At 56.7% G+C, this 21,522-nt stretch carries 17 protein-coding genes; 7 read left to right on the top strand and 10 right to left on the bottom strand.

The genetic code is table 11. From position 1 onward, the window contains the following. Window positions 1-55: 55 nt before the first annotated feature. Both K7H09_RS06445 and K7H09_RS06440 read right to left on the bottom strand, forming a co-directional pair. Window positions 56-2,902 carry a valine--tRNA ligase gene (locus tag K7H09_RS06445; protein WP_022520159.1) on the bottom strand — a complete coding sequence of 949 codons (2,847 nt, stop codon included), beginning with the start codon at window positions 2,900-2,902 and terminating at the stop codon, window positions 56-58. A gap of 167 nt (window positions 2,903-3,069) precedes the next feature. After that, window positions 3,070-4,245, bottom strand: a complete 1,176-nt coding sequence (locus tag K7H09_RS06440; RefSeq protein WP_230804181.1) for an MFS transporter — start codon at window positions 4,243-4,245, stop codon at window positions 3,070-3,072. 161 nt (window positions 4,246-4,406) lie between these two features. Here K7H09_RS06440 and K7H09_RS06435 point away from each other — a divergent pair, with 161 nt between their 5' ends. Beyond that, window positions 4,407-4,865, top strand: coding sequence for a Spy/CpxP family protein refolding chaperone (locus K7H09_RS06435; RefSeq protein ID WP_022520157.1), 459 nt, complete (start codon window positions 4,407-4,409; stop codon window positions 4,863-4,865). Between the two features lie 310 nt (window positions 4,866-5,175). Here the strand turns inward: K7H09_RS06435 and K7H09_RS06430 are convergent, their stop codons facing one another. From K7H09_RS06430 to K7H09_RS06415, 4 genes are all read right to left on the bottom strand, one after another. After that, window positions 5,176-6,627 carry a Fic family protein gene (locus tag K7H09_RS06430; protein ID WP_138800416.1) on the bottom strand — a complete coding sequence of 484 codons (1,452 nt, stop codon included), beginning with the start codon at window positions 6,625-6,627 and terminating at the stop codon, window positions 5,176-5,178. A gap of 83 nt (window positions 6,628-6,710) precedes the next feature. Next, window positions 6,711-7,142, bottom strand: a complete 432-nt coding sequence (locus tag K7H09_RS06425) for a DNA polymerase III subunit chi (protein ID WP_022520155.1) — start codon at window positions 7,140-7,142, stop codon at window positions 6,711-6,713. Window positions 7,143-7,242: 100 nt separating this feature from the next. After that, window positions 7,243-8,340 carry a branched-chain amino acid aminotransferase gene (locus K7H09_RS06420; RefSeq protein WP_230804179.1) on the bottom strand — a complete coding sequence of 366 codons (1,098 nt, stop codon included), beginning with the start codon at window positions 8,338-8,340 and terminating at the stop codon, window positions 7,243-7,245. Between the two features lie 152 nt (window positions 8,341-8,492). Next, entirely contained in the window at window positions 8,493-10,013 is a 1,521-nt protein-coding gene (locus K7H09_RS06415; protein ID WP_230804177.1) for a leucyl aminopeptidase, read from the bottom strand. A gap of 146 nt (window positions 10,014-10,159) precedes the next feature. On the opposite strand from K7H09_RS06415, the gene lptF reads away from it, so the two are divergent. The 6 genes from lptF to K7H09_RS06385 all read left to right on the top strand — a co-directional run bounded on the left by lptF (window position 10,160) and on the right by K7H09_RS06385 (window position 16,405). Continuing rightward, window positions 10,160-11,239, top strand: a complete 1,080-nt coding sequence (gene lptF / locus K7H09_RS06410) for an LPS export ABC transporter permease LptF (protein ID WP_027957799.1) — start codon at window positions 10,160-10,162, stop codon at window positions 11,237-11,239. Further along, window positions 11,239-12,303, top strand: coding sequence for an LPS export ABC transporter permease LptG (gene lptG / locus K7H09_RS06405; RefSeq protein ID WP_053856902.1), 1,065 nt, complete (start codon window positions 11,239-11,241; stop codon window positions 12,301-12,303). The genes lptF and lptG overlap by 1 nt, the downstream gene beginning before the upstream one ends. Window positions 12,304-12,368: 65 nt before the next feature. Further along, window positions 12,369-12,842, top strand: a complete 474-nt coding sequence (locus K7H09_RS06400; protein WP_022520149.1) for an RDD family protein — start codon at window positions 12,369-12,371, stop codon at window positions 12,840-12,842. 158 nt (window positions 12,843-13,000) lie between these two features. Further along, on the top strand, window positions 13,001-13,207 hold the full coding sequence (locus K7H09_RS06395; protein WP_008959830.1) for a (2Fe-2S)-binding protein: 207 nt from the start codon (window positions 13,001-13,003) through the stop codon (window positions 13,205-13,207). Window positions 13,208-13,398: 191 nt separating this feature from the next. Next, window positions 13,399-13,881 carry a bacterioferritin gene (gene bfr, locus K7H09_RS06390; protein ID WP_009288515.1) on the top strand — a complete coding sequence of 161 codons (483 nt, stop codon included), beginning with the start codon at window positions 13,399-13,401 and terminating at the stop codon, window positions 13,879-13,881. Window positions 13,882-14,233: 352 nt separating this feature from the next. Beyond that, window positions 14,234-16,405 (top strand): esterase-like activity of phytase family protein, encoded by a 2,172-nt coding sequence (locus K7H09_RS06385; RefSeq protein WP_022520148.1) that lies wholly within the window; start codon window positions 14,234-14,236, stop codon window positions 16,403-16,405. 226 nt (window positions 16,406-16,631) lie between these two features. On the opposite strand, the gene K7H09_RS06380 is transcribed toward K7H09_RS06385, so the two are convergent. From K7H09_RS06380 to K7H09_RS06365, 4 genes are all read right to left on the bottom strand, one after another. Next, the gene (locus K7H09_RS06380; protein WP_009288516.1) at window positions 16,632-18,101 is read right to left on the bottom strand and encodes a carbon starvation CstA family protein; all 1,470 of its coding nucleotides are present in this window, start codon (window positions 18,099-18,101) and stop codon (window positions 16,632-16,634) included. A 188-nt stretch (window positions 18,102-18,289) separates the two neighbouring features. After that, window positions 18,290-18,841, bottom strand: a complete 552-nt coding sequence (gene sodC / locus K7H09_RS06375) for a superoxide dismutase family protein (RefSeq protein ID WP_230804175.1) — start codon at window positions 18,839-18,841, stop codon at window positions 18,290-18,292. A gap of 81 nt (window positions 18,842-18,922) precedes the next feature. Beyond that, window positions 18,923-20,095: a M20 family metallopeptidase gene (locus tag K7H09_RS06370; RefSeq protein ID WP_230804173.1), complete on the bottom strand. Its 1,173-nt coding sequence runs from the start codon at window positions 20,093-20,095 to the stop codon at window positions 18,923-18,925. After that, on the bottom strand, window positions 20,080-21,501 hold the full coding sequence (locus tag K7H09_RS06365; RefSeq protein ID WP_230804171.1) for a M20 family metallopeptidase: 1,422 nt from the start codon (window positions 21,499-21,501) through the stop codon (window positions 20,080-20,082). The genes K7H09_RS06370 and K7H09_RS06365 overlap by 16 nt, the downstream gene beginning before the upstream one ends. Between the last annotated feature and the right edge of the window lie 21 nt (window positions 21,502-21,522).

Here is a 21,522-nt window from a genome sequence, read left to right as displayed (position 1 = left end):
GGCAAGCGGCGCGCCGGCGCCATGCCGTCAGAGCTGCCTGGCGCCGGGGGAGGACTTACAGCGCTGAGATTTTAGCGCGCTGTTCTTCCAGCAACTGCTTGGTGGCTTGGAATTCGGCCAGCTTGCCGCGCTCTTTATCCACCACCGCTACCGGGGCTTTGGCGATAAAGCCGTCGTTGCTAAGCTTCTTCTCGATGCCGCCGATCAGCTTGTCCTGCTTCTCAATCTCTTTGCTTAAGCGGGCGATTTCGGCGTCTTTGTCGATCAGATCCGCCATCGGTACCAGCACTTCCATATCGCCCACCAATTGCGTGGCTGAGAGCGGGGCATCGTCTGGGTTTTCAAGCCAGGTAACGCTTTCCAGCTTGGCGAGTTTGGAAAGGAAGCGACGGTTGCTCTCCAGGCGCTCGGCGTCTTCGGGCTTGCCTTTGGTGAGCAGCACGTCAAGCGGTTTGCCGGGGGCGATGTTCATTTCGGCGCGGATGTTACGCACGGCGATGATGACGCCTTTCAACCACTCGATATCCAGGCTGGCCTGGTCGTCGATTTTGCTTTCGTCGGCTTCTGGCCAGGCTTGCAGCATGATCGACGCATCGTCACCCATATACACACCTGCCAGCGGCGACACGCGCTGCCAGATCTCTTCGGTAATATAAGGCATCATCGGGTGAGCAAGGCGCAGAATCGCTTCGAGTACGCGTACCAGCGTGCGGCGGGTACCGCGCTTGGCTTCTGCCGTGGCATTTTCATCCCACAAAACAGGCTTGGAAAGCTCCAGGTACCAGTCGCAGTACTCGTTCCAGACGAACTCATACAGCGCCTGGGAGGCGTGGTCGAAACGGTACTCGTCCATCGCCTTGGTGACCTGGGCTTCGGTTTTCTGCAGCTGCGAGATAATCCAGCGGTCGGCCAGTGAAAGCTCAACCTCTTCACCACCAGTGCCGCAATCTTCGCCTTCGGCGTTCATCAGCACGTAGCGCGAGGCGTTCCACAGCTTGTTGCAGAAGTTGCGGTAGCCGTCCAGGCGGCTCATATCAAACTTGATATCACGCCCGGTGGTGGCTTGGGAGAGGAACGTAAAGCGCAGCGCATCGGTGCCGTGGGCTTCAATACCGTCTTTGAACTCGTCCTTGGTCGCTTTGGCAATCGCCTTGGCCTGTTTCGGCTGCATCATATTGCCGGTGCGCTTTTCGAGCAGTTCATCCAGCGTGATGCCGTCGATCAGGTCGATGGGGTCGAGTACGTTGCCCTTGGATTTGGACATCTTCTGCCCTTGGCCGTCGCGCACCAAACCGTGTACGTAAACCGTCTTAAACGGTACCTGCTTGGTGAACTTCAGGGTCATCATGATCATCCGGGCAACCCAGAAGAATATGATGTCAAAGCCGGTCACTAGAACGCTGGAAGGGTGGAAGGTCTCCAGCTCCGGGGTTTGTTCCGGCCAGCCGAGGGTGCCGAACGTCCACAGGCCCGAGCTGAACCAGGTATCGAGTACGTCTTCATCTTGCGTCAAGGTTACGTCGGGGCCGAGCTCATGCTTCTCGCGAGCTTCGGCTTCGCTACGAGCAACGTAGACATTGCCTTCCTCGTCGTACCAGGCCGGGATGCGGTGGCCCCACCACAGCTGGCGGGAGATACACCAATCCTGCAGGTCGCGCATCCAGGCGAAGTACATGTTCTCGTAGTTCTTGGGCACGAACTGGATATCGCCATTTTCCACCGCTTCGATGGCGGGCTTGGCGAGGGACTCCACGGCTACAAACCACTGGTCGGTGAGCAGCGGCTCAATGACATCGCCCGAACGGTCACCATAAGGCAGGGTGTTGTTAACGGCTTCGACTTGCTCTAGCAGGCCCAGGGCGTCCATGTCGGCAACGATCTGCTTGCGCGCTTCAAAGCGGTCGAGACCTGCGTACTTGGCAGGCAGAGTGGCGTCTACATCGGGCTGGGGCTGTCCTTTCAGGTCGAAGATCTCGGCCTGTTCAAGGATCGCCGCGTCTTTGGAGAAGACGTTTATCAGCAGGTGGTTCTGGCGCTTGCCGACTTCGTAGTCGTTGAAGTCGTGGGCGGGGGTGATCTTGACGCAGCCCGAACCTTTCTCCATATCGGCGTGCTCGTCAGCAACCACCGGAATACGGCGACCGACCAGCGGTAGCTCAATGAACTTGCCGACCAGAGAGGCGTAGCGCTCATCGTCTGGATTCACCGCCACACCGGTATCGCCCAGCAGGGTCTCCGGGCGGGTGGTGGCGACTACGAGGTAATCCTTGCCATCGTTGGTTTTGACGCCGTCCGCCAGCGGGTAGCGGAAATGCCAGAAGCTGCCCTGCTGCTCTTTGTTCTCCACTTCCAGGTCAGAAATGGCGGTGTGCAGTGTCGGATCCCAGTTGACCAGGCGCTTGCCACGATAGATCAACTTCTCTTCGTGCAGGCGCACAAACACTTCTTGTACCGCCTTGTAGAAGCCGTCGTCCATGGTGAAGCGTTCGCGAGACCAGTCGACGCTAGCGCCCATGCGGCGCAGCTGGCGGGTAATATGGCCGCCGGACTCGTGTTTCCACTCCCACACTTTGTCGATAAACGCATCGCGACCAAGGTCGTGTCGGGTCTTGCCCTCTTCAGCCGCAATCTTGCGCTCCACCAGCATCTGCGTGGCGATACCGGCGTGGTCGGTGCCTACCTGCCACAGGGTGTTATTGCCCTGCATCCGTTTCCAGCGCGTCAGGGTATCCATAATGGTGTCCTGGAACGCGTGGCCCATGTGCAGGCTGCCGGTCACATTGGGCGGTGGAATCATGATCGAAAAAGGCGTGCCCTGGCCGGAGGGGGCGAAACGGTTGTCGGCTTCCCAGCGCTCGTACCAGCGGGTTTCGATCTGTTCGGGTTGGTAGGTCTTTTCCATGGAGAGTTGGCTCACGGCTGGCGAGAAATGTGCAAAAATGTATAAACGCATAAATGCGCAAATGCATAAATGCATAATTTAATGGGCGTGAGTATACCGCGTAAGGGCAGTGGTCGTCAGGGGCTACTCACGCTCTATTGTGGGTGCACAGTACGTATGTGATGTGTTTATGAGAGCTGTTTATGGGCAGAAAATCCGCGCATGGCGATTAGCCCGAGGATGGGGCCCGGCAATAGCCACCAAATGACAGCCAGCGACTGGCTCGACCACAGCGCTGTGACCAGTGCAATGGAAGGAATGGTCAGCCCAAAGCCGATCGCATTCATCATCGCCAGCGCTGCTCCTAGCCGCTCGGGTGGAGCCGTGGCGCTGGCCAGCGCAGAGAACTGCGCGGAGTCGGCAATAACGCTAACGCCCCATACGCCGAGAAGCACCAGCAGCAGCCAGGGCGAGGCGCTGCCCAACAGGGGATAAACCAAACAGAGCGCACCGGAGGTAGCCAATGCCACGCAGGCCACTCGGGCACTGCCAATCTGTCGGCTCCATTTGCCTGCCAGCACGCAGCCCGGTAAGCCCAACGCGATCACCGCAAAACTTAGCCACGGTTGAGCGCTGTTTGCAGCACCCAAGCGCTCCAGCTCCCGGGCGACCAGAAACGGCACCAGCGCCCAAAGGGCGTAAAGCTCCCAGCAGTGGCCGAAATAACCCAGTGCGGCGGCACGAAAGCGGGGCTGTTTGAAAGCGGCCAGGCCTGCCCAGGGGCGGCCGCTTTTGGCGGTGGCTGGCAGGTGGGGGCCAACGCCCAGCTTGAAAATCATTAGCGCAGCGGCCAGCGCCAGCAGTGACGCCAGCAGCAGCGGCCACTGCCAGGGTAAATGCAGCGTTAAACCGCGCAGCAGGTGCGGCGAGGCAATGCCCAGGGTCAGCATGCCCACCAGCCAACCCAGCGCGGCGCCGGCGTGGCTGGGTGTCCAGCTCACCACCAGCTTCATGCCTAGCGGATAAATCCCCGCCAGGCAAAGCCCGGTCGCAAAGCGCGCAACAGCGGCGAGCGTCACGCTCTCAGCCGCGCCGATAAAGGCGGCGTTGATCAGTGCGCCGAGAACGGCAGAAATCGCAAACAGGTGGCTGGCACGAATTCGGTCGGCAAGACCAGTGGTTGCGATCAGCAGCGTGCCGGTAATAAACCCTGCCTGAACGGCGATGGTGAGCAGACCCAAATCGCTTTCGCTGAGGCCGACGGCCTCCTGAAGCGCCAAGCCAACGCCATTAACGCTAAACCATAGCGAGGTGCCGAACAGCTGGGCGATGACAATCGTAACAAGCGGGTAGCGCGTGAACACGTTTACGTCTCCATGAGGGCAAAGGGCGCGGCCAGAGCCCGCTAATGGTAATCAACAATTTACCGTTACGACGAATTTTTTAAAAACAGCAGTGTCGGATCACAAGACCCGTCAGGATTCGTCGGGCAGGAAGTACAAATTTGTTCGCAATTGGAGTTTTTATGCACGTAGCCAAGCTTTTCCTTCCAGCCGTTGCAGCACTGGCATTCAGTGTTCCCGCCATGGCCCAGCAAATGGCTGGTAGCACTCCCAGTGTCGATGACCAAGTTGATCAACTTGACGAAATGGTCGATCTGAATGATGGGCAGAAGGAAGAACTCAGCAACCTTTTGACCCAGATGCAAGACGACGTTGGTGCCAATGAGCAGGAAGCCCAGCAGTTGCAACAGCAACTCAGTGAGCACGTTCAGACTGATTATGACGAAGCCGCCATTCGGGCAGATGCAGAGCGTCTTGGTGACCTAACGGCCGAGATGACCGCGGATAGCATTATCATACAGTCTCAGATCGAAGGCGTTTTCACTCAGGAGCAGCGCGATCAACTGGATGAGGCCGTGGCTCAACAGCAGCAGCAAATGCAACAACAGATGCAGGAGCAGATGCAGCAACAGGGGGGCTAAGGCAAAGACGCCTGGGACGCACTGACAGCGATTGCCGACTTCCGTTGATGACCCCGCCAAGTGCGGGGTCACGTGTTTGTGGCTGATGATTTTCTCGGGCTTCTTCGAGATGTTGGTATGTTCGAACAGCATTGACTGGATGCGTTGCTGAAGTTGGTTAGCGGCCACCGCTCCAGACGGCACGCTCAGAGCAGAACTCACGCTGCCGAGGGGAGCTCGCCTTCGCTGGCACCTTGACGGATCGAATCAATCAATTCTCAGGGCATTGACCTTGACCAGTCTTCCCTCTTTTCAGGTTGGTTTGCCCATATCAATGTTGTCTTCCTTGAGTGGCTACCCATTTCTGCCCGGCTGCTGTCAGACGGTACTTCTGACGGCTGCTGCGTGGCTTGTCTGGAATTGTCATTTCAATAGCGCCGACCTTTAATGCCGGACGCAGATAGGATTCCCGAAAGTGGTCTTCATGCTTCAACCCAAGCGCTGCTTGTATATCTGAGCGCTTCATTTCGCCTTGCAAGACCGCGAGTAGTCGTGTGACTTCCCCGGTGACTTCCCCGGTGACTTCCCCGGTGACTTCCCCGGTGACTGGTGGGGTATCATCCGTCCACTCCGCCTCTGGCCGCCAAGCGATTGCACTGAATTGATTGCCTGAAGGGTCATTAAGCAAGTCAATCTTTGGCCATGCCTCAAGCGCTCGTGGAATGCCACTGCCCATACCGCGATAGGGTAAGATATGGCTGGCATGTTCGGTGAGCGTAGGATTACGGCGGATGGTCTTACCCCGGCGAATGTCCTCAGCGCTCAGGCTATCCGGCAGGTGGCCAGGGCTGACAATCTCCACACGATCGGCAAAGACCATCAAGCGGACGGAAGCGCTGGTGAAGTAGTCTCGGTGAATCAAGGCATTGACCAACAACTCTTCCAGCGCCGTTTCGGGAATCTCCAACTCGCCCAGGGTGTTGAAACTACGCCCGTGCTGCACATGGTGCAAATTGCGCTTGATAAAGGCAAAAGCGCCACGGAACTGCTCCAGTAGGGTGCCCTTGATATCTTCGCTATCCAGGTAGCGAGTATCGTGCAGCGCGGTGCCGGGGAAGGCCACTGCCTTCACTTCAAAGGCCGGACGCCAGCGCTGAGGATTGCGACCAAACAGCATCAGCCCCGCCAGATTCAACTCCTGCCCATCGCCCAGGCCCAAGTTCTGCAGCAACTGCTCCCGTGTCAGACCGGAGAACTCGCTGCTCTCACCATAGCGGCGATTGAAGTAGCCAGTAAACGCCTTGTCATCGATATCCTCCACCGAAGTACCCGCTACTGGTACTACATCAGCGTAAACCAGCCCAGAACGCTGGAACATGCGCTGCAGTTCTTCGCGGGAGGTCACATGCCGTTTGTCCGACCCCTGCTTGACCCAAATGCGGCCTTGATTATCAAGATACGGTTTGGCCAGCCCATCGGGCACCTCCATCACTATTACAATGCCCTGATCTGTCTGCACATTCTCGGTCAGCGGATGCACGGGAGGACGTACATGCTGGGAGGCAGCGTTGCCAAGTAGCTGGTTCAACCGCCGTACCGCCGCGCCATCCAGCCCTGCAATTGAGCCGTCATCATTGACGCCCAGCAACAACCACCCGCCGCCACTGTTGGCAAAGGCGGCCATCTCAGCGGCAAGGCCATCCGCGTTGGTGGCATCGCGTTTGAACTGGTGGCGGCTGTCTTCGCCGCGTGCGACCATATCAAGAAGTTCACTTATCGTCATGGCTTACTTCGCTTCAGCTCGCGATGGAGAAAGGCGTCAATTTCAGCGTCTGGTCAAGCCTCTTCGCGCTGGATGCATTGTGCCTACCCCAATTTATGCGGCACGACCTCATGGCCCATCTCTTTATAGCGCTGCCAGCAGGCGCGTTTGGCGACCAGCACCTGTTGGTGCTGATTAATAATCTCGGCAATTCGCGCGTAGCGCTCTACGCCTTCGGGTATTTCCGGGTGTAGATTAAGCAGCGCGGTTTCTTCCGTGGGCACCGGCAACTGCTGCCAACCTAGCGTAATCGGCACGCTGGCAGCCATCTCGCTATCTTCTAGAGCATGGGGTAAATAGGCGTCCGGGCGGAAATTCCATAGCGCGTTATCGGCCTGCTCGGCGAGGGCTTTGTCTTCACAGTGGAGATGCAGGCGGTAGCCTTTGCGCCAGATGGTCTCGGCCAGTTTGCAGGCGAACTGCAAGCGCGCCTCCAAGGTGGTATCGGGCAGAATGTAGAAATCAATGCGCGCCATAGCGGTTCCAGGTAAAACGATTTCAGATACGTCGATTGCAAACAGCACCGCCGCAAGAATGCGGCGGTGCTGAAAGGATAAGCGCTGGTTTTAAAACCGCTTAAACCAGCTGGGTTAGCCAGCCGTACTTATCTTCGCTGCGGCCATACTGCAGGTCGAGCAGCTTGGTACGAATGCGCATGGCAATCTCATTATTGCCACCGGCAGCTAGCTTGATACGCTCGTTCTCGGTGACCAGCTCGCCCACCGGGGTGATGACCGCGGCGGTACCGCAGGCAAATACCTCGGTGATCTCGCCAGACGCCGCGCCTTCACGCCACTCGTCAATGCTGATAGCGCGCTCTTCCGGCGTTAGGCCTTCATCTTTGGCCAGCGTGAGCACCGAGTTGCGCGTGACGCCTTCCAAAATGGTGTCGGTCAGGCGCGGCGTCACCAAACGGCCATCTTTGAAGACAAAGAACAGGTTCATGCCGCCCAACTCTTCCACCCACTTGTTTTCAGCAGCATCAAGAAATGCGACCTGGCCACACTGGTGGGCTTCGGCCTCTTTCTGCGCGGCTAATGAGGCGGCGTAGTTACCGCCGCACTTGGCAAAGCCAGTACCGCCTGCGGCAGCGCGCTTGTAGTTCGAGGAGAGCCAGATCGACACCGGCGCAACGCCGCCTTTAAAGTACGCCGCCGCGGGGGAGGCGATGACGTAGTAGTCGACCTCGTGGGCGGGGCGTACGCCCAAGAAGGCTTCCGAGGCGATCATAAACGGACGCAGGTAGAGGCTGCACTCGTCAGATGCGCTGGCAGGCGTGGGCACCCAGGCGTGATCTTGCGCTAATAGCGCTTTCAGCGAGCCGATAAAGTCTTCGTCGGACAGCTCCGGCAGCGCTAAACGGCGCGCACTGCGGCGAAAACGTTCGGCGTTTTTCTCGGGGCGGAACGTCCAGATCGATCCGTCAGCATGGCGATAGGCTTTGATGCCCTCGAATATTTCCTGGCCGTAATGCAGCACAGAGGCGGCTGGATCCAGCGTTAGCGGGCCGTAAGGGCGCACTTGGTGGCCGTGCCAGTCGGCGTCAACAGTCCAGCGCACATGGGCCATGTGATCGGTAAAGTGTTTGCCAAAGCCGGGGTTTTTGAGAATGTTGTCACGGATCTCATCGGCTATCGGCTGGTTGGATGGCAGAATCTCAAAGTTAGTGGGCACGGCATGTTCTCTCTACTTGATCCAAGCCCTGAAGGGCAAATATAGGCGTCATAATGGGTGTAGCGTGTGCCTTGAGATAAGGCACACGCTAATGGGTTTAGGTGTAACGGTTGCGTCAAATAAAGGCAACCGTTGATTGCCTGATTGTGTTGTTAGACGTCGCTATTTTCTACTTGGGCATCTGCTTCACGGTCAAGCAGGTACTGGGTTAACAGCCCAACGGGGCGACCGGTGGCGCCTTTTTGCTTGCCGGAGTGCCAGGCGGTGCCGGCGATATCCAGGTGCGCCCAGGGGAAGTGGTCGGCAAAGCGTGACAAGAAGCACGCAGCGGTAATCGTGCCCGCCGGGCGGCCACCAATATTAGCCAGGTCGGCAAAGTTGGACTCGAGCTGCTCTTGATACTCATCCCACAGCGGCAGGTGCCAGGCGCGATCCCAAGCCGCTTCGCCCGCATCCAGCAGATCCAACGCTAAGTCATCGTCGTTGGAGAGCAGGCCGGTGGCGTGGTGACCCAGGCCAATAATCACGGCGCCGGTGAGAGTGGCGATATCCACTACGCTGGCGGGAGTAAAGCGCTCGGCGTAGGTGAGTGCATCGCACAGCACCAAGCGGCCTTCCGCGTCGGTGTTAAGCACTTCGACGGTCAGACCTTTGAGAGTTTTGATGATGTCGCCGGGCTTGGTGGCATTGCCGTCTGGCATGTTTTCCGCGGCGGCAACGATAAATACCAGGTTGAGCTTGGGTTTAATCGCCAATACCGCTTTGACGGTGCCGAACACGCTGGCGGCGCCGCACATATCGAACTTCATTTCGTCCATGCTTTCGCCGGGCTTGAGCGAAATGCCGCCGGTATCAAAAGTAATGCCTTTGCCTACCAATATATGGGGCGCTTCTTCGCCTTCTTCGGCGCCCTGGTACTTCATAACGATCAAGCGTGTCGGCTCTTTGCTGCCGCGGCCTACGGATAGTAGCGAGCCTGCGCCCAGGGCTTCCAGCGCTTCTTCATCGAGAATCTCGACCTCGAGCGCGCCTTGTGAATCGCGACCCAACTGCTCTGACTGCTCGGCTAAATAGCTGGGCGTACACACGTTACCGGGCAGGTTGCCCAGCGTGCGGGTGTAGTTGATGCCTTGGCCAATAGCGTTGCCCACTAACGCACCCTGCTTAACCTGCGGGACAGCGTCGGCATCGGTGATAATTAACGTCAGCTTGGCAAGGCTGGGGGCTGGCGCGGGCGAGGATTTGAACTGGTCAAAGCGATAGATAGCCCGCTCCGCAGCTTCCATTACCTTGCGCGCTTTCCAGGCCGCATCGCGGTCAGTCAACGGAACATCGCCAAATACTACGCTGGCTTCGTCAATAGGCAGTTTCACTAGCGCTGTCATGGCCGCATCCAGCGCCTTGATGAAGGCCGCTTCCTGGCATTTTTCGCGCTCTCCCAAGCCCACCAGCAAAATGCGTTCGGCCCCCAGGCCTGGCGCAAAGGGTACCAGTTGCACGTTGCCCAGTGCTGCGTCAAAGTCGCCGCGTTCGAGCAATTGGCCAATCAGGCGCTCGCTGGCGTCGTCCAGTTTGGCAACGGTGGGCAGGAAGTCGCCCCCTTTATAAACCGGCACCAAAAGGCAGGGTGTTTCAGCTTTGGCTGGGTTCGCGGTCTGAACGGAAAATTCCATGACGTCTCCAACAAGACAAGCATCGAGGGATTCGGGATAATGCCCCGTTGCTTTTGATTTTGAAAAGGGACTGAAAATAGTTTGATTAGTGTACCCAAGCCATACGCTTATTGCATGGCATCCTGCACGACTAGCCGGAGAGCGCGTTGATTTTATTTCGATATCTAACTCGCGAAGTGTTACTCACCATGTCGGCAGTCGCTGGCATTCTACTGCTGGTGATTATGGGCAGCCGCTTTATCCGCTATTTTTCGGACGCGGCGGAGGGCGATATTCCCGTCACCATGCTAGGCAGTCTGATGATGTTTCACCTGCCTGGCTTTATGGAACTGATTCTACCGCTGTCGTTTTTTCTAGGCATCCTGCTCGCCTACGGACAGCTCTATATGAACAGCGAAATCACTGTAATGGTCGCCTGTGGGATGAGCCCCACGCGGCTATTGAAGGTGACGTTGCTGCCTGCCAGCGTGGTGGCGGTACTGGTCGGTGTCTGCAGCTTGTGGCTGACGCCTTTTGGGGCGCTGCAAACCGAGACCGCGCTGGAAGAACAGCGCAGTCGCCTGGATGTTTCCGTGTTGGCGCCGGGGCGCTTTCAAGAGTTCGGCGGTGGCCGTACCGCTTACATCGGCAGCTTCTCAAGCGACGGAACGGAAATGCAGGATGTGCTGGTGCACGAGCAGAACCAACAAGGCGACGAAGGTACTCACGACTACGTTACCCGGGCGGCATCGGGCTATCAGGAAACCCGCCTCGAAACGGGTAGCCGTTTTCTGGTGTTGGATGACGGTGAGCGCTACGGGGTGACGCCGGGCGATAAGAGCGCCGAGCGGCTAACGTTTGAGCGTTATACATTGCGACTAGGGCTGAATCGCGACCGGCAGGAACTGGATTCACTGGAGTACGCCACTACGCCTGCGCTATGGAGTAATCCAAGCCCCCGTGCCCAAGCCCAGTGGCAGTGGCGGGCAGGGCTCCCGCTTATGGTGTTTGTGCTGGCCTTGATGGCGCAGCCGCTTTCCCGGGTTAATCCCCGCCAGGGGCGCTTTGGCAAACTGCTGCCCGCGGTATTTTTATACGTCGCCTATCTTAGTCTGCTGCTCGCGGTTGTCGATGCGATTGGCAGTGGCACTTGGTCCACCACGCTGGGCGTGTGGCCAGTCCATGGGCTGTTTTTAGGGCTGGGCCTATTATTGCTATGGCGCTCGCAACGCAAGGGGATGCGATAATGGTGCTTGACCGTCTTGATCGTTATATCGCCCGCAACGTGCTGGCGGCCATTATCGTCGTTCAGTTCGTGCTGCTGGGGTTGGATATTACCATCGCTTATATCGATGATTTAGGCGATGTGCAGGCGGGCTATACCGCCTTCGATGCGCTGCTTTACCTGCTAATGCGCACGCCTTGGCGATTCTATCAGTACGCCCCGGTAGCCGTATTAATTGGCGCGCTGATTGGCTTAGGCAGCATGGCTTCCAGCAATGAGCTTACCGTTATGCGCGCCGCTGGGCGTTCTCTGGCGCGCATTGTATGGGGGGTGATGAAACCCGTGCTGGTGGTCGTGGTCGTGGTGCTGTTAGTTGCCGAATACGTTAGCCCACGCACCGAGCAGTATGCCGAGGCGTGGCGGCTGGAAAAACTCCAGGGTGAAGGCGCTGTGTTGACCAGTCGCAGCGGCTGGCAGATAGAGGGTGACAGCGTCTACCGTTTTGGGGCAATTCGCGCGGATAACGTCGTGCTCGATTTAACCCGCTATCGCTTTGATGACCGCCAACTGGTCGAAGCCACTTACGCTCAGCGCGCACACTGGGAAAACGATGCCTGGCGTTTGGAAAACGTCGCTACCACGCGTATTTTTGACGATCACACCGAGTCTGAGCAGATGGCAAGCATGGGTTGGGACACCTCTTTCACCCCCACCCAGCTAGAGAGGCTGCTGCGCGATATTGAGAGTCAGGCGCCCAGCGAGCTTTGGGCCTATGCCCAGTTCCTTGAAGAGCAGAACCTGCAGAATGATCAGGCACTGCTGTATTTTTGGCAGAAGATGCTGATGCCGCTCACCATGGGGTCGCTGGTGCTGATTGCCGCCTCCTTTGTATTTGGCCCGCTGCGCACCGTGGCCGCTGGTACTCGGGTGTTTTATGGCGTTGTCACTGGGCTGAGCTTTAAGTACGTTCAGGATCTACTGGCGCCCGCCTCGACGATATTTGGCTTTTCACCCGTCTGGGCCGTACTGGTGCCGACTCTGGCCTGCGCTGGGGTCGGGATCTACTTTCTACGTCGCAATGGTTAATGCCGCAATAGTAGCCATCACAGCCTCGTATCGTCCAGAAACAGCCAGCAACCACGAAGAGAACTATGCAAACACGACGCTTTACTCAGTTGGACAGCGTATGGCCAGCCGGTCTTGGCCGACGACTGGGCGCCATGCTGTATGACGGCTTTTTGGTCACCGCGATTTGGATTGCGGTGACCGTCGTGCATATGCTGTTTTTCCGCTATGTGCTGGGTCAACAGCCCGAAGAGATTGGCACTACGGCCAGCGATGTTTTGAGTTTGCAGCTCTTGCTGGTGTTTTTTGTCACGCTGTTTTTTGTTTTCTCCTGGTCGCGCGGTGGTATGACCTTGGGTATGCAGGCATGGCGATTACGGGTGCAAACGGTAGACGGGTATTCACTGAACTTGAAGCAATGCCTCATCCGCTGCGCGGTGGCGTGGCTCTCGCTGCTGGCGTTTGGTTTGGGCTACTTATGGGTGCTGTTCGATAAACAGCGGCGTAGCTGGCCGGATATTGCTTCCAACACGCAAACGGTGGTTTTGCCGAAAAAATAATTTCAGCTGGTATGGGGCAAAAAGTGCTTTTACGCCAGTACGTTATTTTGCTGCTCTTGCTTATTAAGACGAATGGATAGCAAAAAGCAGTCATTTCTACTTGATAAGATGTATGCGAATCATTTACATTTATCTCATGATTTTTATGAGGTGTCGCCATGTACGTTTGCGTGTGCAAGGGAGTAACCGATCATCAGATTCGCCAGCACGTTAGCGACGGAGCGCGCAGCTGGCGAGAAGTACGCGAGGCAACCGGCTGCGCAACGCAGTGCGGTAAGTGCGCGTGCTACGCTAAATCAATTACCCGCGATGCCGTTCAGGAAGCACGTCAAGAAGCCGATATGGGCCTTGCCTACGCCGTGTGACGCGAATCACTATTGTTAGGGTTATCTTTAGCAAATAACTGATTTGCTTGAACTTTTAATCATCTTATCTATACTCTCAGAAACGCTGGGGGTATAGCTATTTGCGCCTATACTCTTCTCCAAACGTAACTGCTTGATCGTATTGTCTAAACTAGATTAAACATCAGCATTACAGTAGAAAAGGTGACGTCATGAAAGGTGATACGAAAGTTATTGAGCATCTCAATAAGGCGCTCGGCAACGAACTGGTTGCGATCAATCAGTACTTTTTGCACGCCAAGATGTACAAAGACTGGGGCCTAAAAGCACTCGCCAAGTGGGAATACGATGAGTCCATCGAAGAGATGCAGCACGCTGACAAGATCATCGAGCGTATCCTATTCCTGGAAGGTATTCCCAACCTGCAAGACCTGGGCAAGCTGCACATTGGCGAAAACGTCAAAGAAATGCTCGAAAGCGATCTAAAAATTGAGCACGATGGCCGCAACGACTACATCGAAGCCATCACCTATTGTGAAAGCGTTAAAGATTACGTTACCCGCGACATGCTCCGCGATCTGCTCGCCGACGAAGAAGACCATATCGATCACATCGAAACGGAACTTGGTTTGATCGACAAGGTGGGTATTCAGAATTACATGCAACGCCAAATGCAGATGGCAGGCGACGAGTAAAACGCTATCGCGCGTATGTCGCGTATGTATAGAAGTAAGCTAGCAACCAAAACTAGCTAAAAAGCAGCCAGTCAGGGCTAACTGACTGGCTGCTTTCGTTCTAAGGTCTCCTTTAACCTATCGATTTTCCTGCTTCCCTTTTCCCCTATGCGTTCCTTCACTACTTACCCATCTAACATTTTTGCGGCAACTTGGATTTCGCGCTGAGGTGTGCCGATAGCCAACGGCGCTAACTTAGCCAGTGAGTGTCATAAGCCTGACATCGTTATGATGTTGGATGGTTAATCGGACATAGCAAGTTTAATAACTTAATCAGTCGTTTCTTAAGCTTAGGCAAGGGATTAACTCCATCATGATACTCAAACGCAGACCAACCCTGTTGGCGCTGGCTGCTGTGCTGGCCGCCACGCAAGCGGCAGGCGCGGCAGATCAACATTTCAACCGCATCGCCAGTTTCGCGGTTCCCGATAACATGGCCGAGGGCGAGGATCGTACACGCGAGACCGCGCCTGAAATCATTGCTGCTTCCGGTGATGGCATGACGCTGGTGTATACCGATAGCCCGCTGGGCGTGATTGGGCGCATCGATATCAGCGACCCGGCTAATCCGCAACCGCTGGGTAATATCGTTATGGACGGCGAGCCTACGGCCGTATCGGTGCTCGGCAATATGGCCTATGTCGGAGTGAATACATCGGTTTCCTACAGCGAACCTTCCGGGGAGCTGCGCACGGTCGATTTAGCCAGTGGCGAGATACTCGCCTCCTGCCCGCTGGACGGACAGCCCGATAGTGTAGCTTCCGCTGCGGCCCCCGATGGGCGCTTTGTCGCTGTCGCCATTGAGAACGAACGCGACGAAGAGGCGGGCGATGGACGTGTACCGCAGATGCCCGGCGGTTCCGTGGCACTGGTGAAGATCAATGCGGAAGGGCTGGTTAACTGTGACAGCCTGCTCTACGCCGACGTAACCGGGCTCGCCGAGATCGCCCCCGAGGATCCCGAGCCGGAGTTTGTCGATATCAACACCCTGGGTGAGACCGTCGTGACCGTGCAGGAGAACAACCACCTGGTGGTGCTCGACTACGCCGGTAAGGTGGTGGCGGATTTCAGCGCCGGGACTGTCGACCTGGACGGCATTGACGCCAGCGATGACGGTGCACTGATCTTCAACGAGCAGCAAGCCGAGCGTCTGCGCGAGCCGGATGCGCTGCAGTGGATCGACAACGACCACTTCGCTATTGCCAACGAAGGCGATATGGATGGCGGCGCGCGCGGCTGGACGATCTTCAACAAGCGTGGCGAGGTGGTATACGAGTCAGGTACTTCATTCGAGCGCGCGGTGATTGAAGCGGGTCACTACCCCGATAAGCGTTCGGATGCCAAAGGCAGCGAGCCGGAGGGGATGGAGTTTGCGGTGTTCGAAGGTACGCCCTATGTCTTCCTGCTTTCCGAGCGCGGCTCGCTGGTGGGCGTTTATGACGTTAGCAACCTGGCCGAACCGCAGCTCACCCAGCTACTGCCCTCGGGCCTGTCTCCCGAAGGCGCCGTGGCGATTCCCAGCCGTGGCCTGTTAGCCACCGCCAATGAAGGGGATCTGGGCGAAGACGGCGGCCCCCGCGCCCATGTCATGATTTATCAATACCAGGATGCGCCAGCGGTCTATCCCACCCTGACCTCGGCGGGCGCTGATGAACTGATCGGCTGGGGCGCACTTTCCGGTTTGGTCGCCGCTGATGACATGCTCTACGCGGTCAACGACAGCTTCTACAGCGCCCAGCCGCGCATCTTTACCATCGACCCCTCAGCCTCCCCGGCGCGGATTACGGCAGCACTGGACGTGACCCGCAACGGTGAGCCTGCGCTAGGGCTGGATATGGAAGGCATTACCACCGATGGTGAAGGTGGCTTCTGGGTCGCTTCCGAAGGTAACGACAAAGGCCTTGCCAACACCCTTTATCATGTGGGTTCCGACGGCGAGATTATCCAAGGAATTGCACTGCCCGAGGCGCTCGCTCAACAGGCATTGAAGTGGGGATTAGAAGGCGTCACGCGCATTGATGATCAACTGTGGCTGGCGGTGCAGCGCCCTTGGCAGGATGACCCCGAGGGCATGGTCAAGCTGCTGCGTTTTGATATCGACAGTGGCGAGTGGGCCGCTGTTCATTACCCGCTGGATAACGTGGAACAGGGTTGGATTGGCCTCTCCGAAATCACTGCCCATGGCGATTGGCTGTATCTGATCGAGCGCGACAACCAGATCGGCGCCGAGGCTAAGGTTAAGCAAGTGACCCGCGTTGCCCTCGACGGCCTGCAACCCACCCCGCTGGGCGGTGAACTGCCGGTGGTCGAGAAACAGCTAGTGCGCGACCTGATTCCCGACCTAGCCAGCTACAACGGCTTTGTGGTGGACAAGATTGAAGGAATGGCGGTCAACGATAATGGCAACGCCTGGCTGGTCAGCGACAACGACGGTGTGGACGATAGTTCCGGCGAGACCTACTTCTGGTCGATACCGCTAGAGTAGTCCCTGCCTGTATTCGTCTATACCGCAGCAGCATGGAAGCGATAAACATGAGGAGTAGGGGAGAAAAGGTAGGATAAAAGAGATAGGAGAAAAAGCGAGGGCACGCATCAAACACGGTTATGTGGCTGATGTGTGCCCTTTTTTGTGGCGTGACTCTTGTGTGGAGAGTGTCTTGTGAAGAGCGTCCTGTGAAGAAAGTGTGGCGGTAACGTTATGGAGCGCCTAACTATTTAGCGGCAATCGCCTCACCGCTGTCCACAAACTGGCTTGGTACCGCCGGCTCATCAACAGCAAAAGTTGCCCGGCTTAGGCGACGGACACGCTTCATAAACAGCGCAATGCAAAGGAGTGTGCCTAACGCGGCCACCACATAGCTTAGCTGCAGCGGTAGACCAAAACCGATCGGCGCGTAGGCTAAGTAGGTAAACGTGGCCATGGTCATAAAGGTGGCTGGGATCGAGGTAATCCAGTGAGGCTTACGCGACAGCACCAGGTACATGGTGCCTACCCACAGCGCGATCACGGCGGTGGTTTGGTTCGCCCAGGAGAAGTAGCGCCACAGCAGTGTGAAGTCCATGTGCGTTAACGCGTAAGACACCACAAACAGCGGTAGAGCGACCATGACGCGCTTCATAATCGGCTTTTGATCGATCTTAATGTAGTCGGCGATGATCATCCGCGCGCTGCGGAAAGCGGTATCGCCCGAGGTGATCGGCAGCACAATAACGCCGAGTACCGCCAGGGTGCCGCCTATAGCGCCGAGCATGGTGGTAGAAACTTCGCTGACCACCGCAGCAGGGCCACCGGCCGCCAGCACATCGGAAAGCGACTGGTCGCCATAGAACAGGCTCATGGCGGCGGCCGCCCAGATCATCGCGATAATGCCTTCGGTGATCATCATGCCGTAGAAAATTTTGCGACCATTGGTTTCGTTTTGGGTGGTGCGCGAAATAATCGGCGTTTGGGTGGCATGAAAACCTGAAAGCGCGCCGCAGGAGATGGTTAAAAACAGCAGCGGGAAAATCGGTGCGGCGTCAGGGTGCATGTTCTGGAACGAGAGCTCAGGAATCGGAGCGCCCGTGATGATCAAGCCGATACCGATACCCGCCGCGCTGAACAGCAGCAGGGCGCCAAAATAGGGGTAGATACGGCCAATGACCTTATCAATCGGCAGCAGGGTGGCAATCAAGTAATAAATAAAGATAGCGACGATGATCAGCGTTAACGACAGCGAGGTCATATTGGCCAGCAGCGCCGCAGGCGAGGTGACGAATACCGTACCGACTAAAAGCAGCAGCAGAATCGCGAAACCATTGACCACATGCTTCATCGCTTTACCCAGGAACTTGCCGGCCAGTTGCGGCAGGTGAGCGCCGTGGTTGCGGATCGAGATCATGCCGGTCAGGTAATCGTGAACAGCACCGGCAAAGATACAGCCAATCACAATCCACACAAACGCCACTGGCCCATACAGAGCGCCGAGAATCGGGCCAAAAATAGGGCCGACACCGGCAATGTTTAATAACTGAATGAGTGAATTGCGCGTAGTGTTCATCGGCACATAGTCGATGTTGTCGCGCATGCTGAAAGCGGGCGTTTGACGCTTGCGGTCAGTGACAAACACACGCTCAACGAATTTCCCATAGGTAAAGTAGCCCGCTATCAGCAGCAGGATCGATACGATAAAGGTGATCATCTAAGGTACCTAGAGCAGTGAGGGGGATGGGCGAGCATGTCGGTGAGCATGCAAGCAGGCACTTCTTTAGCAGAGCTGAATGTACAGATAACCACTATAAAATCACAGTTAGACTTTAGTGGGCCGTAAGCAAAAAAATGGACAGCTGAGTGGCTGCCCATTTTGTCGATTAATAACAACGGTAAAGCTTAAGACTCAACGACGCCGCAGGCCATCCGGGTGCCGCCGCCGCCCAGGTGGGGTTCATCTTTGTAGGTGTCGCCGCCTTCGTGAATCATCAAGCTGCGGCCAGGCATATCTTCCATGCTCAAGCGCGGCGCCAAGACGGGGAGATTGGCTTCGCCATCTTCATTAACCGTTAGCACCGGTAGATCGCCTAAATGACCTTCTCCATAGGGGCCTTGGTGAGTGCCGGTTTCTTCAGGGTCATAGTGTCCGCCAGCCGACAGTGCTGCGGTCATCTCGCCACTGTCATTCTCGGCGGGATCACAGCTGGCATTCTGGTGAACGTGAAAACCGTAGACCCCAGGCTCAAGGCCCGTCAACGAAGGTGTCAGCAGTAAGCCGTGATCCGTATGTTCAAGGGATACGGTACCGATTGACTCTTCATTACCCTCGGTGCTGACTTTATGCATCTCGACATCAAGCGTTTCATTGGCTTGTGCCACTGAGGTAGCGAGCAGCAGCGAGGCGGCAATAGCGGTAAGCGGTGTTGAGAAACGTATAGTTGAATAGCGCATGTTGATCTCCTTCCGAATCCATGGAAACGCTGTAGCAGCGTTGCTTACTCAAGGTAGTTGGCTAGCAGTTACATTGCCAATTTAACGTGCCGAAGCAAAGGATACATCGTGCAAATTCAATAACGTAGAAGCGAGTGCCTGAGTGCGCGGCACCAGTGTGTCCAGCAAACAGTACTCTTCGTCAGTGTGCATTTTTGCGCCGACAGGGCCAAGACCGCACAGAGTGGGAATGCCCAGGCTGGCCGTCCAGCCCGCATCAGAACAGCCGCCAGTGAATTCGCCGTCAACAGGAAACCCGATCGCCTTAGCCTGAACCTGATAAAACTCAAACAGCGCGCTGCTCATACGCGCTTCGAGAGGATAAAATTCAGAGGTTTGTTCTATGGTCGCAAGAGTGCCGGGAACGTCGGGTTCCGCGATAATCGCCCCAATGGCTTTATACAGCTGATCACGCTGGGCAGTGGTTACAAAACGAGTGTCCAACTGTGCCGACGCGAAAGGCGCGACGGTATTGCGGGACACGCCTCCGGTGATGGTGCCCACATTGGTGGTGATGCCTGCCTCATAGTCGGTTAACGCATGCAGCTTGATGATTTTTCGAGCGAGTGTTTCTATCGCGCTGGCGCCATCGGCATGGCTAACCCCCGAGTGGGCGGCCTTGCCAGTGACTTCGATTAAGAAACCAGCGCCCCCTTTGCGGCCCGTCACCACATTGCCACTGACCCGCCCTGGCTCGACATTTAAGGCAGCGCGTGCCCCCTGGGCAGCCGCTTCGATAAACGCCCGCCCATCCGGCGAGCCAATTTCCTCATCGGCGGTAAACAGGGCGCGAACGGGTAGTGGGCAGGTGGTCAGGCGGCTTAGCGCACGCATAACAAAGCAGTTCATCACCAGGCCGCTTTTCATATCGGCAACGCCTGGGCCAAAGCCGATATTGTCTTGCTGGGTATAGCCTCGGCCCGCCACCGTACCGGTGGGGAAAACCGTATCCCGGTGGCCCATGAGTAAGACATGGCCTTGACCCGTTCCCCCCAGATGCGCTTCCAAAATATCGCCTGAGTCGGGGCGCTGGTGGCGTATAACCGTGATGCCATCCTGCTCAAGCCACTGAGTGATCAGGTCGGCGACCGCATCGGTACCCGCTTTGTCATAGCTGTTGGAGTCGACATTGACCAACGCCTCAAGGCAATCTTGCATCGCCTGCTGCTGGCCTTCCAGCCACGCGCAAACCTGTTGGGTTAGTTTGTCTTGCATAAGGCTTTCTCTCTCATGATGTCTGATCCTTGGTCACTCAAATCCCAGAATAGCCCCGCCATTAAGGTCAGTGCCTCTGAAGCAATGCTCCCCAATAGGTGTTCGTCAGGCGCGTGCTGGGAGCAGGAGGGGTAGGAGTGTGGAACCCATAGCGTGGGTAAGCCCAGGGTTTCGGCAAACACATCGTTGGGTAACGAGCCGCCTAAGTTGGGTAGCAGCGTCGGCGTTTTATAGGTGGAGCGTTGCATAGAGGCCAACGCCCAGCCCACCCAGGGGTCTTCAGGATCGAGTCGTGTCGCCGCCATTTGCGACATGCGCGCAGCGCTTACCTCAATATCGTGATAGCCGTGTTGATCCAGGTGATGGCGTAAATGGACGAGAAAATTGTCCTGGTCGCTGCCCACCACATAACGCAGTTGGCAGTGGGCATAGGCCGTTGGCGGAATAGCATTGGCCGGGGCATCCGGGTTGCCCGCCTTCATGGCGAGCACTTCTAAGGTGTTCCAGCCAAACAGTCGTTCAGCGGGCGATAGTCCTGGCTCACCCCAGTCAGTGTCGATAGTGGGGGCATTGTCGCCGACGCCGACTTCCAATGCGGCGAGCGCTTTACGCACGGCTTCGGGTATTGGGTCAGGCCGTAGGCCTTGGATTTGAATAACGCCGTTGGCATCCACCAGTGTGGCGAGTGCATTGGCCAGACGCACCGCAGGGTTTTTTAATACGCCACCCCAGTTGCCCGAGTGGTGAGCGCCTTCACGGGCCTGGAGTTTAAGGTCGAAATTGAAGGAACCCCGTGAACCTAAAAACAGCGTGGGAGCGTCGGCATTCAAACGCGGCCCATCTGAGCCAATAAACACATCGGCGGCGAGGCGGTCACGGTAGCGGTGGCAGATCTCTTTTAAGCCAGGGGAGCCCGTCTCCTCGCCCATTTCCAGCACCAGCTTAACGTTATAGCCCAGGCGCCCATTGCTTGCTTTCAGCACGCAGCCCAGCGCGGCTAAATTGATGGTGTGCTGGCCTTTGTTATCCGCCGTGCCACGCCCGTACCAGCGATCCCCTTGCTGGGTGATTTTCCAGGGCGAAAGACCTTCAGCCCATTGGTCGTCATAGCCGCGGATGACATCGCCATGACCGTAAGTTAATACGCTGAACGAGGCTTCTGGCTCAAGGCGTTCAGCAAGCAGAAACGGCCCAAACCCTTCAGTCGGGTTATCAACAATGTCCCAGCTAAAACCGAGCTGCTCAATATCGGGAATAATCTGTTCAGTAAGGTAGCGTTGAAGCTCTTCCAGCCGATGGGGTTCCTGGCTTTCGCTGCGGATGGCAATACGCGGCGAAAGCTGATTATAAAACTCGCCACTATCAAAATAGGCTTTAGCATTGTCTAAGGCGTGTTGGCGCGACATAAGCATTCCTTTTTAACGTTA

The organism is Halomonas sp. IOP_14 (assembly GCF_021021315.1).
Lineage (GTDB): Bacteria > Pseudomonadota > Gammaproteobacteria > Pseudomonadales > Halomonadaceae > Vreelandella > Vreelandella titanicae.
Note: the sequence above shows the minus strand (reverse complement) of the source record. Positions and strands in the feature narration are given on the sequence as shown.

What these genes read in the sequence shown, in the direction of transcription:
- lptG (WP_053856902.1), top strand. Translation starts at nt 11,239, where the DNA reads ATGGTGCTTGACCGTCTTGATCGTTATATCGCCCGCAACGTGCTGGCG.
- K7H09_RS06370 (WP_230804173.1), bottom strand. Translation starts at nt 20,095, where the DNA reads ATGCAAGACAAACTAACCCAACAGGTTTGCGCGTGGCTGGAAGGCCAG.
- K7H09_RS06400 (WP_022520149.1), top strand. Translation starts at nt 12,369, where the DNA reads ATGCAAACACGACGCTTTACTCAGTTGGACAGCGTATGGCCAGCCGGT.
- K7H09_RS06445 (WP_022520159.1), bottom strand. Translation starts at nt 2,902, where the DNA reads ATGGAAAAGACCTACCAACCCGAACAGATCGAAACCCGCTGGTACGAG.
- K7H09_RS06435 (WP_022520157.1), top strand. Translation starts at nt 4,407, where the DNA reads ATGCACGTAGCCAAGCTTTTCCTTCCAGCCGTTGCAGCACTGGCATTC.
- K7H09_RS06380 (WP_009288516.1), bottom strand. Translation starts at nt 18,101, where the DNA reads ATGATCACCTTTATCGTATCGATCCTGCTGCTGATAGCGGGCTACTTT.
- K7H09_RS06415 (WP_230804177.1), bottom strand. Translation starts at nt 10,013, where the DNA reads ATGGAATTTTCCGTTCAGACCGCGAACCCAGCCAAAGCTGAAACACCC.
- bfr (WP_009288515.1), top strand. Translation starts at nt 13,399, where the DNA reads ATGAAAGGTGATACGAAAGTTATTGAGCATCTCAATAAGGCGCTCGGC.
- K7H09_RS06365 (WP_230804171.1), bottom strand. Translation starts at nt 21,501, where the DNA reads ATGTCGCGCCAACACGCCTTAGACAATGCTAAAGCCTATTTTGATAGT.
- K7H09_RS06430 (WP_138800416.1), bottom strand. Translation starts at nt 6,627, where the DNA reads ATGACGATAAGTGAACTTCTTGATATGGTCGCACGCGGCGAAGACAGC.
- K7H09_RS06395 (WP_008959830.1), top strand. Translation starts at nt 13,001, where the DNA reads ATGTACGTTTGCGTGTGCAAGGGAGTAACCGATCATCAGATTCGCCAG.
- K7H09_RS06425 (WP_022520155.1), bottom strand. Translation starts at nt 7,142, where the DNA reads ATGGCGCGCATTGATTTCTACATTCTGCCCGATACCACCTTGGAGGCG.
- sodC (WP_230804175.1), bottom strand. Translation starts at nt 18,841, where the DNA reads ATGCGCTATTCAACTATACGTTTCTCAACACCGCTTACCGCTATTGCC.
- K7H09_RS06385 (WP_022520148.1), top strand. Translation starts at nt 14,234, where the DNA reads ATGATACTCAAACGCAGACCAACCCTGTTGGCGCTGGCTGCTGTGCTG.